General features: G+C 49.3%; 15 protein-coding genes. 4 read left to right on the top strand and 11 right to left on the bottom strand.

What is annotated here, in order from left to right:
* Nucleotides 1-557: 557 nt before the first annotated feature.
* The 6 genes from GK091_RS25845 to GK091_RS25820 all read right to left on the bottom strand — a co-directional run bounded on the left by GK091_RS25845 (nucleotide 558) and on the right by GK091_RS25820 (nucleotide 6,158).
* Nucleotides 558-1,751: an endonuclease/exonuclease/phosphatase family protein gene (locus GK091_RS25845; RefSeq protein ID WP_164043637.1), complete on the bottom strand. Its 1,194-nt coding sequence runs from the start codon at nucleotides 1,749-1,751 to the stop codon at nucleotides 558-560.
* Between the two features lie 47 nt (nucleotides 1,752-1,798).
* Nucleotides 1,799-2,749: a hypothetical protein gene (locus tag GK091_RS25840; RefSeq protein ID WP_164043636.1), complete on the bottom strand. Its 951-nt coding sequence runs from the start codon at nucleotides 2,747-2,749 to the stop codon at nucleotides 1,799-1,801.
* 76 nt (nucleotides 2,750-2,825) lie between these two features.
* Nucleotides 2,826-4,208, bottom strand: a complete 1,383-nt coding sequence (locus GK091_RS25835) for a sensor histidine kinase (RefSeq protein ID WP_164043635.1) — start codon at nucleotides 4,206-4,208, stop codon at nucleotides 2,826-2,828.
* Complete coding sequence (locus GK091_RS25830) at nucleotides 4,208-4,888, bottom strand: response regulator transcription factor (protein ID WP_164043634.1); 681 nt, start codon at nucleotides 4,886-4,888, stop codon at nucleotides 4,208-4,210. Before GK091_RS25830 ends, GK091_RS25835 begins: the two co-directional genes overlap by 1 nt.
* Nucleotides 4,889-5,079: 191 nt before the next feature.
* Entirely contained in the window at nucleotides 5,080-5,565 is a 486-nt protein-coding gene (locus tag GK091_RS25825; RefSeq protein WP_164043633.1) for a hypothetical protein, read from the bottom strand.
* Nucleotides 5,566-5,783: 218 nt separating this feature from the next.
* Nucleotides 5,784-6,158, bottom strand: a complete 375-nt coding sequence (locus tag GK091_RS25820; protein WP_164043632.1) for a hypothetical protein — start codon at nucleotides 6,156-6,158, stop codon at nucleotides 5,784-5,786.
* Nucleotides 6,159-6,376: 218 nt separating this feature from the next.
* Between GK091_RS25820 and GK091_RS25815 the strand changes: the two genes are divergently transcribed.
* Entirely contained in the window at nucleotides 6,377-6,895 is a 519-nt protein-coding gene (locus GK091_RS25815; protein WP_246202423.1) for a DNA-3-methyladenine glycosylase I, read from the top strand.
* A 452-nt stretch (nucleotides 6,896-7,347) separates the two neighbouring features.
* Complete coding sequence (locus GK091_RS25810) at nucleotides 7,348-7,866, top strand: N-acetyltransferase (protein ID WP_164043630.1); 519 nt, start codon at nucleotides 7,348-7,350, stop codon at nucleotides 7,864-7,866.
* A 143-nt stretch (nucleotides 7,867-8,009) separates the two neighbouring features.
* On the opposite strand, the gene GK091_RS25805 is transcribed toward GK091_RS25810, so the two are convergent.
* Complete coding sequence (locus GK091_RS25805) at nucleotides 8,010-8,198, bottom strand: hypothetical protein (protein WP_164043629.1); 189 nt, start codon at nucleotides 8,196-8,198, stop codon at nucleotides 8,010-8,012.
* 442 nt (nucleotides 8,199-8,640) lie between these two features.
* Between GK091_RS25805 and GK091_RS25800 the strand changes: the two genes are divergently transcribed.
* A complete protein-coding gene (locus GK091_RS25800; RefSeq protein WP_246202422.1) occupies nucleotides 8,641-10,044 on the top strand; it encodes a S8 family peptidase in 1,404 nt (467 codons plus the stop codon).
* Between the two features lie 400 nt (nucleotides 10,045-10,444).
* Here the strand turns inward: GK091_RS25800 and GK091_RS25795 are convergent, their stop codons facing one another.
* Both GK091_RS25795 and GK091_RS25790 read right to left on the bottom strand, forming a co-directional pair.
* Nucleotides 10,445-11,512 (bottom strand): SDR family oxidoreductase, encoded by a 1,068-nt coding sequence (locus GK091_RS25795; RefSeq protein ID WP_164043628.1) that lies wholly within the window; start codon nucleotides 11,510-11,512, stop codon nucleotides 10,445-10,447.
* A gap of 508 nt (nucleotides 11,513-12,020) precedes the next feature.
* Nucleotides 12,021-12,398, bottom strand: coding sequence for a DUF2147 domain-containing protein (locus GK091_RS25790; protein ID WP_246202421.1), 378 nt, complete (start codon nucleotides 12,396-12,398; stop codon nucleotides 12,021-12,023).
* Nucleotides 12,399-13,138: 740 nt separating this feature from the next.
* Here GK091_RS25790 and GK091_RS25785 point away from each other — a divergent pair.
* Nucleotides 13,139-13,537 (top strand): hypothetical protein, encoded by a 399-nt coding sequence (locus tag GK091_RS25785; protein WP_164043626.1) that lies wholly within the window; start codon nucleotides 13,139-13,141, stop codon nucleotides 13,535-13,537.
* Between the two features lie 156 nt (nucleotides 13,538-13,693).
* Here GK091_RS25785 and GK091_RS25780 read toward each other — a convergent pair whose 3' ends face one another.
* Nucleotides 13,694-14,827: a hypothetical protein gene (locus tag GK091_RS25780; protein ID WP_164043625.1), complete on the bottom strand. Its 1,134-nt coding sequence runs from the start codon at nucleotides 14,825-14,827 to the stop codon at nucleotides 13,694-13,696.
* Complete coding sequence (locus GK091_RS25775; RefSeq protein WP_164043624.1) at nucleotides 14,824-15,459, bottom strand: ABC transporter ATP-binding protein; 636 nt, start codon at nucleotides 15,457-15,459, stop codon at nucleotides 14,824-14,826. The genes GK091_RS25780 and GK091_RS25775 overlap by 4 nt, the downstream gene beginning before the upstream one ends.
* Nucleotides 15,460-15,488 lie beyond the last annotated feature (29 nt).

Genomic DNA, 15,488 nt, shown 5'->3' with positions numbered 1-15,488 from the left:
CCCCTGATAAATCTAGTCAACCATTGTACAAAGACCGATTAACTCTCTTATACCCATTACGCTTCCAGTTGCAGACCCCTTAAGAAGCTGTATCGTTGGAATAGGTGGTGAAAATGGACCCGATCAGTTTTCACCGAAGCACAGTTGAAGCGTAATGAACGTGTGATCACGGAAGAGTAAAGCGTACACACTTTTCTGTAGTAATAATCAGTGGTACGAAATCAAGGCTTGGCAGAATTCAGGGCAGTATCAGTAGATAGCCTATAAACCTTGTGTATCGTTAATAGCCCTATGGCAAATTTACCGTACTGGTTCACCTGCCTCCAGTTGTCGCGAGCCTATCGAATAATGTATTGCTTCACCCGCAGTATCTACCTTTCGCCCGAATTGACATGGTTAGCCAACTACCTATTCCCACTGATAGTCGATTGACGAATTGATCGTTGACTGACAACGTACCTGTTGACGTGGGATTTTTGGCTTAGTTCAACTTACCGCTGGCTTGATGAAGTCATCTATACTTTTGACGCAATAGTTGTAGCGAAGGTACACGCCAGTTAATCGCGCATGCCGACCGGAGAATGGATGAGGGGTTTGCGTTGTGCCACTGCGTCGGTCGAAGCGGCCAGTGACTTTTTGAGCACGTATTGAGCCAGTACCGGAAAATGATCGGAAAAGGAGAGGCTCGACAGGGTCTGACATGCTTTGATGTGCCAATCACTGCTAACGAACTGCTGATCGAGTCGCACACAATACGGATGCCGGTTAAGAGTAAAACCAAGACCCTGCCCCGCTTCCTCGAAGGCATTTCTGAAGTTCTGGCTCAGCTTGCTATACGAGTAACCCATGGGCGTTTCGTTGAAATCGCCACAGATAATGACCGGGTATCGACTCCCCACCACGTACGATTCGACCTCCTGAAGTTGCTCGTTCCGATTCTCGAAGCCCTCTTTCAACCGGCTGAACGTATCGAACACTTCGGACGTAAATACTCCTAGTTTACCCGCTTTCAGCGCATCCATCGCCTGATTCGTTCGCACACCCATCGACCACAAATGGACGTTGACCACGCGAATTGTATCGGCACCGTAGGCGATATCGGCACATAGAAACCCATTAATGGAAGGCGCATGGGTTCTATTCCAGATACGACCGTACTGATTAACGATCGGGTAGTTGGAAAACAAAGCCAGCCCTATTTCCCGGCCTTTGTCGAAGCAGGTCAGCTTTTCGATTTTAGACGAGTATTGACGTTCGATCTGACTGGTAGGGGAGTACTCCTGAAAACAGGCGATGTCTGCTTTTAACGGGGAGGCATCAAATCCGTTGTTGATCGTTTTCGGGAACGTTTCGCTATTGAAACTAAGTACGTTCAGGGTTTGTGCCTGACTTATCTTGATCTCTCCAACATTAAAGCCCATAAGCCTTTTGACAACCACGAACGAGAATACTATCCAGATGAGGCCCGCCGATGCGATCATCGTTTGTTGCTTGTAAAGCAGATAAACACAAGCAATCAGCCCACCGGGAATGGCCAGCGGCAGACTCATCATAATAAATCCCGTCAGCCAGTGGCTGGCTACGGGATAATAACAAAAAGCCATCGTGACGAATAGATAGCTGAGCGTTGTGTAAGCGACGGGATACTGCCGGTATCTGGCCAATAAAGCGCTACCCGCGTCGACCAGCATTGTTAGCAAAAACGCCAGAACGCCAGACAGTAGATCGATGATTTTATAAAGTGTTGCCATAGTGTAGTTGATGAGTGAACAGACAGGAAACTAGGTAGCTAGTGAAGCTACTTCACCTCAAAACGGCTAGTGCCAATTCTGAACCCTTCCGCGTATAACTCCACGGTATAAGCACCCGGCTTATACGGAGCATCCCGGTGGAAAAAAATAGAGACCCGTTGATCCTGATTCTCAAAGGGAACCGTCTGGCGGGTGCTGTAGCCAATCTCATTTCCCTCGTACCAAAGAACACCACCGATGCCGCTGTCACTGATAACGGAGCCGTTGGCATCCAGAATGCGCACGTAAATATCCTTATTGTCCTTCGACGCTACCGGATTCGAGGGCATCACAAAATCAATTTTCAGCCGATCGATACGTGATGCTTTATAGATACCTCCCCGACGTTCTCTGCCGTTGCCGGCTAGGGCGTTAACCTCGACGTTAACTGCTTTCATGGCGGAAGCCAGCGTCATTTTAGTTTTCAGATCAGCGTTCTGAACCGAATAATCGACGACAACCTGGGTCAATGCCGCTTTCTCGTGTTTCAACCCTTCGTTTTCACTGAGAATCGTTTGCTTTTCTTCCTCAAGCTGCCGGGTCTGATTGAGCAGTGAGCCATTTTCCTGCTTCAGTTTATGCTTGTCATTCTCGTGAAGGGCCAGAAAACTCTTGTAATCTCTGATTTTCAGGTTGTAACGCTGAATCGAAAAGGTCAGATCGTAGGTGAGTTTCTTCTTGTCGTTTTCCAGTTGCTGCTTAATACGTTCCAATTCGGTAACGCTGCCGCCGAGCCGACGGACTTCGATGATTTTCGCATCCAGCACGGCGGAAAGAGAATCGAGCTTGAGTTGGGTGGAAGCAAACTGCTCAACCTTAGAGGTCAGCAGCTTCTGAACTTCCAGCGTATCATTTCGGGAGCCCATAAACAGATAAGCCAGAAGGGCGAGAATGCCGATCAAAGCGCCGATGGTCATGTTTACCACACTCTGCTGATTACTTGTGACTTCTGCCTCCATTATCTAGATTGAGTAGGTAGTCTACAAAGCAACAACACTGAACTTAAGCTCGACTTAAGCTGACCTTAAATCGAGCTTAAAATGAAGCCATAGTCGATAAAACAATGGTAAATGTGGTTCCTTCGAACGTTGAACGTACACTAATCTCACCTGAATGGATCTCTATGATCTGCAAAACGATAGCAAGGCCCACGCCGTGTCCGTTGCTCGATTGAGCCGTGGCATTACTTCGAAAGAAGGGCTGAAAAATATGCGGTAGGTCCGCTTCCGGTATCTGCGGTCCTTCATTGAATATGGCGATCGTTATTGTCCCGTTTTGGGAGAGAAAGTTGACTTTCGACGTGTTTGCGGGCGAAAATTTACAAGCATTGTCAATGAGATTCATTAGCAGGACATTGAGCGACGCTCGGTTTCCCCGTACGATAAGAGCGTCTTCGTCGTCCGGGAAATCGGGGAACAGGAGCTGAATTTGATAATCCTTGTGCCACTCCAGTAATTGCGTTTTGGTTTCCCACAGTAGCTCGTCCATACGAACGGGTTCAAACGTCATGGCGGTTGCCTGGATAGACGTATTGGCGAGTTCAAGCAATGTGTTGGTCAGGCGAGTCAATGTACGGCCATCCTCCTGAAGTGATTTGAGCGTTCGTTCATAAACGTCCGGACTCCGCTTCTGAATCAGCGCTACATCGATCTGCGAGTTGATTTTGGTGAGCGGGTTTTTTAGCTCGTGCGAAATATTGGCAATAAACATTTTCTGCGTGTTCAGTGCCTGCTCAATACGGTCGAGCAACTGGTTGAACGTGGCAACCAGCAAGCCAATTTCGTCGGAGCGATTCGGATGCGATACCCGCTTGCCAACATTGGCCGGAAAGAACGTGTTCACCTGCTGGATAATGCCTGACATCGGAGCCAGCGCGCGGTTGGCAAAAAGCCAGCCCGATATGCCGAGTAGCAGGATAGCCGCCAGAATCATAACCATCAAGATCTTCTTCAGATCATCCAGTGCTTCGGTTCCGGCCTGATCGATGCCGCTGACGATTACCCAGTTTTTGCCTTTCTTATCGGTCAGGTGAATCGCTACGATCTGGTATTCATTTTTACGCAGGTACAATGTCTGTGCCGCCGAGTCGAGTTGCGGAATGAACTGCTCGTGAAACTGCGTATTGGCTGGATTGGTGGAGAACAAAACTTCTTTGTTGGTCTCGTTATAAACCGAAATATTCTCATTGAGAAGCGGTTCTTTGTCGGCCGCGTCAATGAGTCGCAGTACGGTGCTGTCCGTTTGCTTTAGGTCAAAGAGGAGCGTCGTAGTGGTGATGGCGCGATCCTGAAGACGCTTGAAAAATCGCTTTTCGAGGTAGAGCTTACTGAAGAAAAAAACGCCCAGCGAGAAAAAGAGCAGGATCAGGGTTACCAGAAAAACGAACTGGTAGGTGAGCCGGGTACGAATATTGATCATTACGCCAGTAACTTTACGACATAGCCCATGCCAATCTGGGTATGGAGTAACTTGGGCTCGTAGTCCTTATCGATTTTTTTGCGGAGAAAGTTTATGTATACCTCAATGATGTTGGTACCCGTATCGAACGTCAGATCCCAGAAGCGCTCCGCCAGTTCAACTTTGGAAATGACCCGTCCCTGATGACGTAAGAAGTACTCAAGAAGTTGGAATTCCTTGGCTGTCAGGGCAATTTCGTTGCCTGCCCGCACCACTTTTTTCGTGTCCGGATCTAATTCCAGATCGGCAATTTTCAGGAGATTAGCCGACTGAGCCAAGCTATTGTTCCGACGGGTCAGCGCCCGGACGCGCGCCATAAGTTCGCGAAACTCAAATGGTTTCGCCAGGTAATCATCAGCGCCCGCGTCGAGTCCAACGATCTTATCATCCGTCGTTCCCAGAGCCGTCAGCATCAAAATGGGCGTCGTTACGTTGGCTTGCCGGAGTTTTCGACACAATTCCAAGCCATTCATGCCGGGCAAAATAATGTCGGAAATAATCAGGGCATAAGGCGACCGGGTAGCCAGCTGAAACCCCATCGTTCCATCATAGGCTACATCCACGTCCCACTGATGTTCCTCAAGCCCTTGTTTAATACTTTGAATCGTTTTGACCTCATCCTCAATAATCAAAATTCTCATGGCACCGTATTTCTGTATCCGAATGTATAGAAATATCGCCAAAAACGAACGTTTTGGCTAAAAGGAGGGTGTTTTTTGACTAGCTGACTACCTTGCTTGACCTGTAGGGCGGTTGAAAACCCGCGCTTCTTAGTCAACGATCGCGGGTTTCCAACCGCCCTACAAGCACCGGTTCAAACTATTGGGTCTAGCTACTTCAGATACGTTTTTGCGTCGGCTATATGCTGCTGCATCATCTGCCGCAACGCGTTTACTTTTTGCTGTTGATCCTTCAGATAGGCCAACGCCTTCGACTGATCAAGCTTCGCGAGTGTATCGCCATTATAGCCGTGCATCCAGTCCATCATGGCATTATCCGTTTTGACGAGGGCAAGGCTCACCGCTAATCCCTGCTCTTTCTGTTGGGTCAACGCTGCCGATGGTGGCTGACTGTTCAGATCGGTCAATCGGGTCTTCAGCGCTTTTTGAAGTCGCATCAGCTCGCTCATCTGCGGCATCAGGCTATCGTGAACGGCCAGAACGTCTTTTTCCAGACTGGCGACCGCTGCTGGTTTATCCGCAGTCGACGCGGCTGAGTGTGAATGTGAATGCGTGGTCGTGTCGGCGTGTTGATTCGATTGGCAACCAGCAACGAATAGCCACAAAAGGCTGCTCACTAAAAAATGAATGTTAAGCATGCGATAAGCAATGGATTATCCCGCCACGGCCTGTTGCCAGTGGGAGGATGATGGAAAATGGAGATAGAGGGAAGTCACGCGGTGATTACCACATCACAAGGGTGCACAGAACGACATGCTGCTCCCTGCCGGATGGTCAAAACAAACGCTCCCGGATGAAGGTGGGGTCAGTTCTGCCATCGCTTCACGACGGGAAACCCCTGGTGTTGGTCGCTCGACTACAGACGCGGAGGGCGGAGTAGTCGGCTAAGTGAGGAATCATAACGGGATAGCAGGTAAGCGAATTGAGGAGATGGATCGGACTGAACTGGTCTACCGAAGTTGATCGAAAAAGCCGCTTCACAGAAAAGCTGAATCAGGGGCATGTTTTGCACATGCTCGGTCGTCTGCTTATCCTGTTTATCCTGCTGGGCTTTCAGGCGTTTGGCCAGGTAGCACTGACCATTACAGTGCAGTTCCGGGCGGTTGCGATTCTCGCACAGCACACGGGCAATGTAGTCCCTATTTACCTGATAATACGCGATTGTTCCCAACGGACTGATGCTGGGCAACAGTACGGCGAACAGGAGTATATAGATGATCAGGATACGCATCGGCCCGCAAAGGTACACGTGAATGCGGTGACTCTGACACTCAATGGCCTACTTTATCAAACCAGGGCTTGACCTGCATTCGTGACAAAGATGTGCTATTTGCCTACTTTTGAGACGGGAGACAACAGCAGCTTATTGCGCTTTCATCAAACGACAACGTACAGTCACCACACAACAAAATAAATGCTCTTATGTCGTACTGCCTGGCTATAGAAACAATGAGCGATCCCCGAAAGGCGCTGCACAAAGCCTATCACGATACTCTTTACGGCTTTCCGATCGAGGATGACAATGAGCTGTTCTGTCGATTGGTACTGGAAATAAATCAGGCGGGTCTTAGCTGGGAAACCATTCTGAAAAAGGAGGCTGGTTTCAGAAAAGCGTACGACAATTTCGACATTACTACAGTCGCTGCCTATACCGATGCCGATCGGGAGCGGTTGATGGCTGATCCGGGTATTATCCGTAACCGATTGAAAATAAATGCGGCCATAGAAAATGCGAAGACGATCCTGGGCTTACAACAGGAATATGGTTCGTTTAAGAACTGGCTCGAAGGGCAGCATCCAAAGACGAAGGAGGAGTGGGTGAAGCTATTCAAAAAGACGTTTCGCTTCACGGGTGGTGAAATCGTAAACGAATTTCTAATGAGCATAGGATACCTGCCGGGTGCTCATTCAACGAGCTGTGCGATCTACGCTAACGTGCAGGAAGCAAATCCCCTCTGGATGAGATAGCTACGTCAATACTATACTCATGATGACGGATAATGTGCGGTTCATCCGCGAATGAACAACGGGTTAAAACCCGTGGTACGTTTCTACACTGTCCACTGTCACTGCCCCAGCGAGACCTGCATGCTGTGCACGGACGGATTCAATAGTTGCATGGCTGCCGACGACGATAAAAACTCGCTGTCACATATGAGTTTGTTGGGTGGATCGTAAATGCCGTTCTTTCATTTCCGGGTTTCGGTCGATAGGGTGCACGTCTCGCGTGGGCAAGTTTAGGCTTTTATTCCGGCGTTCCGGTCGACAATTTAAACGCCCCGATTGGGCAGGTATAGGCTTGCATTTCGGCCTTTCGGCTGACAAGCCAAACGCCCCAACGGGTAAAAACAGCAAGATTCGGGTTTCGCAATCTTGAACTGACTCTGAGATTTGCATTTCAATAAATTAACGAGGTGCAAATGGAAATCAAAAATTGTACGCTGAGTGACGGTAATGAAATTTTGTTGCTCTACCAAGCCGCAAGAAATCTCCAAGTTCAACGAAAAATGGTGATGTGGCCTCCCTTTGAAAAGTCGTTTATTGAACGAGAAATTCAAGAAGGAAAACAATGGAAAATTACCTCCGGCGACGTAATTGCTTGTAATTGGGTTGTTACTTTCGAGGATAAGGAAATTTGGGGCGAGAGGGACATGAAGGATGCGATCTATATCCATCGCATCTGCACTAACTCCACCTTACGCGGGAATCGGTACATTGATAATATTGTCGAGTGGTCGAGAGGATACGCAAGCCAAACAGGAAAGCGATTTGTCCGGTTGGATACTTTGGGCAACAATACAAAATTGATTGAGCATTACACATCAGCAGGTTTCAACTTCTTGGGAATGTTTGAATTGACTGATACATCAAGTTTGCCGAGCCACTACCAAGACGAACCAAATTGTTGCCTGTTTGAGATTGATTTACATGCTACTTAATCGGAAGTGCGTTGGTAGTTCGCTCCGCGTAGGCGGCTGTCTGGCGACAGGCAGCACGTCCCATAGGAAGCGGGGCAGCCCAACCAAATGAGGGTGTAAAGGGTGGAAGCTGTTACGGTTCAATGACGTATCGTTATCATCCATCAACCCTCATGGTCGTTATACGCCTTCTCCTGCGCGGGTGTCCGCGTAGCGGGTGGACCCAGCGCCAGAGAAAGAACCATTTTTTTGTCAGACTGAGCCAGTTTTCCCGCTTGCCAATTCGACACCAGCCCGCCATAATCCCATTCAAATCCCCAAAGTCTAAACGGCTTTCCATTGCGTTTTTCCAACTGGATTCCATACCGATAGCCAGTCGTAGCGACAGGTGATCATCGTCGTTCCGTGTTGAGTGCTGATGGTGACGCTGGGATTGTTCTTAAACTTGGCTAGCGACGAGTGCCGACCAATGCTAACGTGTATTTCTACGCAGTTCAGTGATCAGCTAATGACCTTCTCGTCAAACCGGTCGGTCGGTAAAAATGGTTTCGATCTGTGCATAGTCAATGTGACCAACTGTATTGACGTGTAGCCTTAGGGTCGGAATTTTTATCAAAAAATTTACTGAGAGGTAGGTGATGTATTTTATTGTTAATCAATAGGATACATGAATTGTGTAATTATGTAAAAAAATTAATAAATCCGAAGGGGAATCTATAATAGGCAGAATGACGTATTGTCTTAAAATTAAATACCGATTAAAAATACAGTCAATTAACATAAAGACCAATAGTTATGCTGAAATCTGTAATGAATCGTTTAGGCATGGCAACGGCTGTGCTGGCAACGGGCTTCCTCGTTAGCAACTGTAAGTCTGACCTCACTATTGAAACACCGACACCGGTGAACACAGCGGCAGGTGCGCGTCTGGCAACTGGTGAGCAGTACGTGCCGGGTGAAGTATTGATCAAGTTCACAAACGGGTTGAGCGCCGTCAGCCGCCTGCCTATACTTAATCTGATTGGTGGCACCGTTGCCGAAACGATTTTGACTAAAACAATGCAGGAGGCCGGTATCAGTGACGGTATTCTGCGCGTAAAAACAAGCAAAGAAATCGCGCAGGTGCTGACCCTGCTGAATGGCTTGCCGGGCGTAGAATTCGCCGAGCCCAACTTTATTTACACCCACCAGGCTACGTCTAATGATCCTTTGTACACCAACGGCTCGCTGTGGGGTATGTATGGTCCGGCTACGTCGCCTGCCAACCAGTTTGGCAGCGCAGCCGGAACGGCCTGGGCCAATAACAAAACCGGATCGAGTTCGGTCATCGTCGGCATTATCGATGAGGGGTACATGACGACGCACGCTGACCTGAGCGCCAACGCCTGGGTGAATCCGTACGAAACAGCAAACGGTGTCGATGATGACGGTAACGGTTACATTGACGACGTAAACGGCTGGGATTTTGCCGCCAACGACGCCAGCGTATACGACGGCACGAGTGACGACCATGGTACGCACGTTGCTGGTACGATCGGTGCCCGTGGCGGCAATGGCGCGGGAGTAGCGGGTGTCTGCTGGAACGTAAAAATGATTTCGCTGAAGTTCCTGGGCTCCAGTGGTGGATCGTCAACGGCAGCTATCAAAGCCATCGACTACTTGACCGATCTGAAAACACGGCACGGTCTAAACATCGTAGCCAGCAACAACTCGTGGGGCGGTGGTGGCTACTCGCAGGCCTTGCAAAGCGCAATTGGCCGGGCTAATAACGCAGGTATCCTGTTCGTAGCGGCTGCTGGTAACGGTGGTAGCGATGGTGTAGGCGATGATAACGACGCTACACCAAACTACCCATCCAACTATACCAATGCCAACGTAATTGCCGTTGCGTCGATTACGTCGTCGGGGGCGCTGTCAAGCTTCTCGAACTATGGCGCGCAAACGGTTGACATCGGCGCACCCGGATCGACCATTCAGTCGACGCTGCCCTACACTGGAACAACACCAGCCTACGGTGCCTACAGCGGTACGTCAATGGCGACGCCACACGTGACAGGAGCGGTTGCCTTGTACAAATCGATCAATCCATCGGCTACGGCTGCGCAGATCAAGTCGGCGATCCTGAACGCTGGGGTTGCTACCAGTTCGCTGTCGGGCAAAACCGTAACTGGCGACCGGCTACGGGTAAGCTCGTTCTAAGTACCTGACGAATACGCGTTGATAGGTGCCGGAATAAACTCCGGTACCTATTTTAGTATCAGTTGGTGGGCTGCCGTAAGCCGTTATCAGGAGTTAACCGACACGTAAATAGACCGAAACAATGGATGTGCTGCCGGGCCACCGGCGCGGCCCAGGGTAAAATATTTACCAACAAAGACCGATCGCCGGTAGGAGCAGCCGACCAGTGGAGAACATAGCACTGACCAGGCGTTTCATTAAGCAGTGAACTAGTTCTTTTTGGGCTCAGGCCATTTACTATGGTACAATAGTGCAGAAAAAGTACTGCTCTTCTACTTTTGCTTGAGATCAATGAAACTACTTACTGGACAACTTCACGTGGTTGATGTCAACCTATTTTCGGTGTAATACAAGTGAGTATTTACGGAATCAGCTTTTCTTCCCGGAGTCGGGTAAAAAGATCGAAGAACGAATCACGGGTATCCTGGTAAACGGTAAAGCCCAGTTTCCGGCTCTTCGCCATATCTGTCATCACTTCAATAGGACGGCCCAGATCCAAATCCGTATGCCAGGCCGATGCCAATCGGTCCAGTTGGGATTCCTTCAACTGATACTTGGTCGCCATCTCATGCCATAGCGTCCCGTCGTGGGCGATCGCTGCTTCCAGTGGACGAACAGTCCCATCAAACCCGTTTGCGTCGACGCCGAACCAGTCGGCTATCTGTTGCCACAGCCAGCTCCAACGAAATACGTCCCCATTGGCTACGTTAAAGGCCTGATTTTGGGCCGCTTCCGTCGTTGATGCCCAGATCATATGCTTCGCCAGCACCCGGGCATCGGTTACATCGGATAGTCCGTTCCATTGGGCATCGGAACCCGGAAACTGAAAGGGCCTGCCGGTTTCTTTACAAATGGACGCGTAAACGGCAAGCGTAGTGCCCATGTTCATCATATTGCCTACCGCTTTACCAATTACCGAGTGCGGACGGTGAATGCTCCAGGTAAACCCATCCCGCTCCGCGGCTGCGTACACCTCATCTTCCTGAGCATAATAGAAGTTTTCGATCGGCAGTCTGGGATGCTCTTCGCGTACCGGCGTTATGGGTAGTGTGCCTTCTTTGGCGTAGGCCTCAAATGGTCCCAGGTAATGTTTCAAGCCGGTTACCAGTGCTACATGCTGCACCGTTTTCTTCGGCGAAACGGCATCGAGCAGGTTGCGAACCATCAGGCTGTTTACCCGTATGTTTTCGGCTTCCGTTTCGTTGCGCATCCAACTCGTAATGAACACATGCGTCGGGTTAACGTCGGATAAGGCGGTATTCAGGCTATCCATACGAAGAAGGTCCGCTGCGACAGGGATTAGTCCCTCAAGCTCCGTTCCAGGGCTCCGAGCCAGCCCATATACGATCCATCCCTCAGTGAGCAATCGTTCAGCCAAGTTACTGCCAGTTATACCGCTGGCACCAACCACCAATGCTTTTTTCTGCATAATTAACCGTGAATTCCCTGGTTTGTATGAAGAAAAGAACCAGGACTCTTGCTCTCATAAGAGGTAAACTACACCTTCTGTTCATTATTATTCGCTTCCGGGTCTACACTGTCTGGCCGGGAAGGGTATGTTTACCCATGAAGAGTGGCTACATCGTTGGATGGCGTCGACAGGGATTGGTCTACTTTCGCGTAACCGTTTTTCTCACTGACCAGATCGTTCTTTTGCTAGTTATGACCTCAGGGTCAAGTCTTAATCGTCGGGTTGACTAACGGCGAATGGTCAACCAAAATGGCGACGGGAGATGCGCTACTCGTTCAGGCAACAGTAGTGCCCGTTTCGGTTACCGTTCGGGCGCAGGGGCATGAGCTACTTCGCGGGCGTCGATGAACTGGTCAGGTACTGGATGGGGTGTACGTAAGGCCGAAAGTTGATGGCATTGGCACGTTCGACAAAGGGCAAAGCAAGACTGTCAATGGGTGTTTAGCGTCTTAATGACGGATCACTCCTAGCTTACTTTCCGGGTCATATTGAATCTTCGGTGAAACAGTTTGATGCCTTTGTATATCGTTACATCAATTGCCTGTGGGTCAATCATCGACACTTCAACGCTTAACTTGATCCCCGTTTTTGGGTGAATCAATTGCCCATCGGACCACATTTGTCCATCGTACCGCAGATTCCGAATGATAACCGTGTCTTTGACCAGACCGAAGTTCCTTTCTCCGGCCTGGTCAACCTCGGCTACACGGGCAAAATAACGATTGCCTACCCGAAAAATATTGACGCTGGACCCTTTGGACGGAAATAGCCAGTGGCCTAACAGTCGATCGGCTTGCTGATCCGTTTTCGCACCAATGAATAAAAACGGTAAAAGGACAGCCAAAAGAAGGTTTCGTAGTACTACTATTCTCATCGGTTCACGTTCTGTTTTGAGCCAACCTGCACGTAGGTTGGTCATTCGGTTATATTCACTTCTATACAGACAAGACTTATCGAGTCCTGTTGATTTCTATCATTCGGTCAGAGCCCTCCCTCTGATTGGTTGTTCTTGACAACCGGATGATACGCTGGGCCTGAACCGCCTGGTTACCTCACCGAATCAGGTCAGACAACCATACGTATTGAAGGGACAGGCAATCCGGAATTAACCGGTATCGGTTTGTGTCAGGGTCTTTACAAATACGACTCCTCAACTGTTTCCGCGCTGATGGTCATTGGGTTGTCAAGTCTTAACAATGGCTGATGGCGTTAAGTTTGCCCAACCTACCCACCAGATGCGCTGCCGTCTCTATCGGACCGATTTTTCAAGTAGGCTCACCAATAATTTTCCGTTCGCACTGAACGCTGCGAATCAGGAGCTTTTCGGGAGCAAATTGTCTTTGTACCTATCCCTGCGGAAGGGGTCTGACACTTGATTCCAGCACGGAACGATCCCATTGCGAATGAGTCAGTTCATATGGTCACTGCACGAATCTGTTCGTTGATTTACTTATAAACGCTTCCTCCGGCGTAGTATTTCAGGTAAGTTAGTAAACACAAGATAAGGGAAGTAAACGGAACGTTCATTCGTTAAAACGGTTATTTCGTGGATGTGAAATTACCAAAATCCGCTACATTTAACGTGTGAACCAACGCATCCGCCCCGACGATCTCGATTCTGCACCCTATAAAGAGCTGATTCAGTCCCTAACCCTCCAGTGGGTACGTATTGAGCTACCAGCCGACGAACTGACCTTCACTGATTATACCCGTACCATTCGTGTATTGTTGCTAACGACTCAGGACCCGGATCGAACCGCAGAAATTGTTCGTGCCGTTCTTACTCAGGCTACGGATCTCAACAAAACGTCTCGCTGGGTAGACCAGGAACTCAAGTTTGAAGGCATGATCCACGGTGCTGACCGACATGACTTTCTGCGACTCGAACTCAGCCAGGCTCCGGACATTGACGACGCCTTACTTGACATGTACAATGAACGGCTGAACCGGTTCGCGACCAGGGGTGACACGGCGGGACTGTAGTACGTTTACCGGAAAACCAAAAAGCCCCACTGGCTGGACCAATGAGGCTTACAAAACGGTATAGCACTAAAACGTCTGTTGAAGCGCTTTATTGTGTGCTATGAAACAGAATGCATTTTATTTGGCATTTTATTTACGTATCTGATGCGTTGGTTGCTAGCCATCCTGTGAAGCCTGATCGTGATAGCGATATGTCAGCATCCAGGCGGCTACTACGTCGCAAACGACAAGTAGTTCGGTACCGCCAAACAAAATCACCAGAAGAAAGAAGGTAAACAGGCCAAACACGAATCGCAGGTAGTAGTCCATGCGTTGACCGAGCGCGTAGAGAACCGCCCGAAAAACCAGTGTTGTACTTAACAACAGGCCGGCTCCAAGTAGTCCCGCTCTGAGGTCACCAACAAGCAGAAACCAGAGTAGCTCAGGTAGCAACAGGAAACCAAACAGAGCCCCTTGCTGGACGAATAATTGCCACTGGCGATAGGGAAAGTTTCGGGTAAAACGCAGGTAGAACAACTCAAATTCACTCGACTGATAGATGAGAACAACATGTGTCAGCGCACTGCACAGACTGAGTACCCCAAATAGTCGTACGTCCGTGTGGGCGTCCGGGAATACGCTGAAAACGAGAGCAATGCTGATCGCTGACGCTACTTTAGTCAGGACATAGGGGACGCGTTTCTTACTAATGATTTCGTATAGGAACAGGCTGAAAAAGGGCTTGGGCCACCTTTGTAGCCAGGTCAGTTTACCCGCCGTTGCTGGTTCGCCAAGGGGCGTATTGATCAGGCGCGTATAATACCAGGCACTGTAGGCGATAAGCGTTAGCAGATAGATGGGAATTACCGAAGGAATGACCCAGTGACCAAACGCAAACCCGATGATCAGGGTAAATACGCCCAGGCCAATAATAGGTAGTGACAGCACAAACTGAAGTATTGCCCAGGACTGACGTTGTCGCGCGGGGCTTAACGCCGTACTGCTATACAATAAAAATTGCACGTCTACGCCTGTCAACCGTCCGGCAACGTATTGCCAGCTCTTCACGCTGTACAGCAGGAAAATACCGAACAGAACGATCACGCCCAGGGGCTCACTAACGGATGTGAGGACTAGTTTCAACGCATTCAGAATGATCTGTTCCTGGGTGAGGTGCGTCTGATTCAGGACACTGGTGTAAAAAAAATTGATGAAAATCAGGATGAACAGAGTCAGCAGCAAGCCGGTATGTTCCCGGTAAAAACCGCTGGCTACTACTTTGACTAACACGCGGGTCAGGGGTTTTTTCATGTGGTGTACCGGATCGTCGTATGGTCAACGAATATGTCCTGCACGGTTGGTAGAAGCCCTTCCTCGAAGGTCTGATGAGATGACATCAAAACGATTGTTTCCTGCTGCTGGCGAAGGCCGGTGATCCAGGAGTACAGAACAGGCAGCGATTCGGCGTCGAGGGTAGTGAGGGGCTCGTCTAGCAGAATACAGGTTGGTCGTCCCAGGAAAGCCAGGACAAGCGAAAGCTTTTTGAGCATACCACTCGAATAGGTGCTGACCGGCTCATTCACATAAGCCGTCATCTTCATGCTTTCCAGATAGAAATCTTCCTGATGAGCTGGCGCGTTTTTCGCTGCTTTGAACAACGCAATGAGTTCAGTGCCGGTTAGAAAGTCGGGAAAAATCGGCTCTGCTTCGGCAAAGTTGACAACGCTGCGATAGGCTACTGCCTGTTTTTTACTGTTCACCCGTTCGTTGAGGATGATGTCGCCTTCGAACGCCGTCATGCCTGCCAGTGCTTTGAGCAGCGTACTCTTACCCGACCCGTTACTGCCCCGAACCCAATACATACCCGGTATAATAGTAAAATTGTCGATCTGAAGAACGACGTGGCCCATGTATGCTTTTCTGAAATTTTTAAGTTGCAGCATTTGACAAAAGAAGGAACAGTCCGCCGAAC

Source organism: Spirosoma agri, from assembly GCF_010747415.1.
Classification (GTDB): domain Bacteria; phylum Bacteroidota; class Bacteroidia; order Cytophagales; family Spirosomataceae; genus Spirosoma; species Spirosoma agri.
This window is presented reverse-complemented; position numbering and strand designations above follow the sequence as displayed.

Coding starts and splice junctions, on each gene's coding strand:
- GK091_RS25845 (WP_164043637.1), bottom strand. CDS start 1,751: ATGGCAACACTTTATAAAATCATCGATCTACTGTCTGGCGTTCTGGCG.
- GK091_RS25840 (WP_164043636.1), bottom strand. CDS start 2,749: ATGGAGGCAGAAGTCACAAGTAATCAGCAGAGTGTGGTAAACATGACC.
- GK091_RS25835 (WP_164043635.1), bottom strand. CDS start 4,208: ATGATCAATATTCGTACCCGGCTCACCTACCAGTTCGTTTTTCTGGTA.
- GK091_RS25830 (WP_164043634.1), bottom strand. CDS start 4,888: ATGAGAATTTTGATTATTGAGGATGAGGTCAAAACGATTCAAAGTATT.
- GK091_RS25825 (WP_164043633.1), bottom strand. CDS start 5,565: ATGCTTAACATTCATTTTTTAGTGAGCAGCCTTTTGTGGCTATTCGTT.
- GK091_RS25820 (WP_164043632.1), bottom strand. CDS start 6,158: ATGCGTATCCTGATCATCTATATACTCCTGTTCGCCGTACTGTTGCCC.
- GK091_RS25815 (WP_246202423.1), top strand. CDS start 6,377: ATGAGCGATCCCCGAAAGGCGCTGCACAAAGCCTATCACGATACTCTT.
- GK091_RS25810 (WP_164043630.1), top strand. CDS start 7,348: ATGGAAATCAAAAATTGTACGCTGAGTGACGGTAATGAAATTTTGTTG.
- GK091_RS25800 (WP_246202422.1), top strand. CDS start 8,641: ATGCTGAAATCTGTAATGAATCGTTTAGGCATGGCAACGGCTGTGCTG.
- GK091_RS25795 (WP_164043628.1), bottom strand. CDS start 11,512: ATGCAGAAAAAAGCATTGGTGGTTGGTGCCAGCGGTATAACTGGCAGT.
- GK091_RS25780 (WP_164043625.1), bottom strand. CDS start 14,827: ATGAAAAAACCCCTGACCCGCGTGTTAGTCAAAGTAGTAGCCAGCGGT.
- GK091_RS25775 (WP_164043624.1), bottom strand. CDS start 15,459: ATGCTGCAACTTAAAAATTTCAGAAAAGCATACATGGGCCACGTCGTT.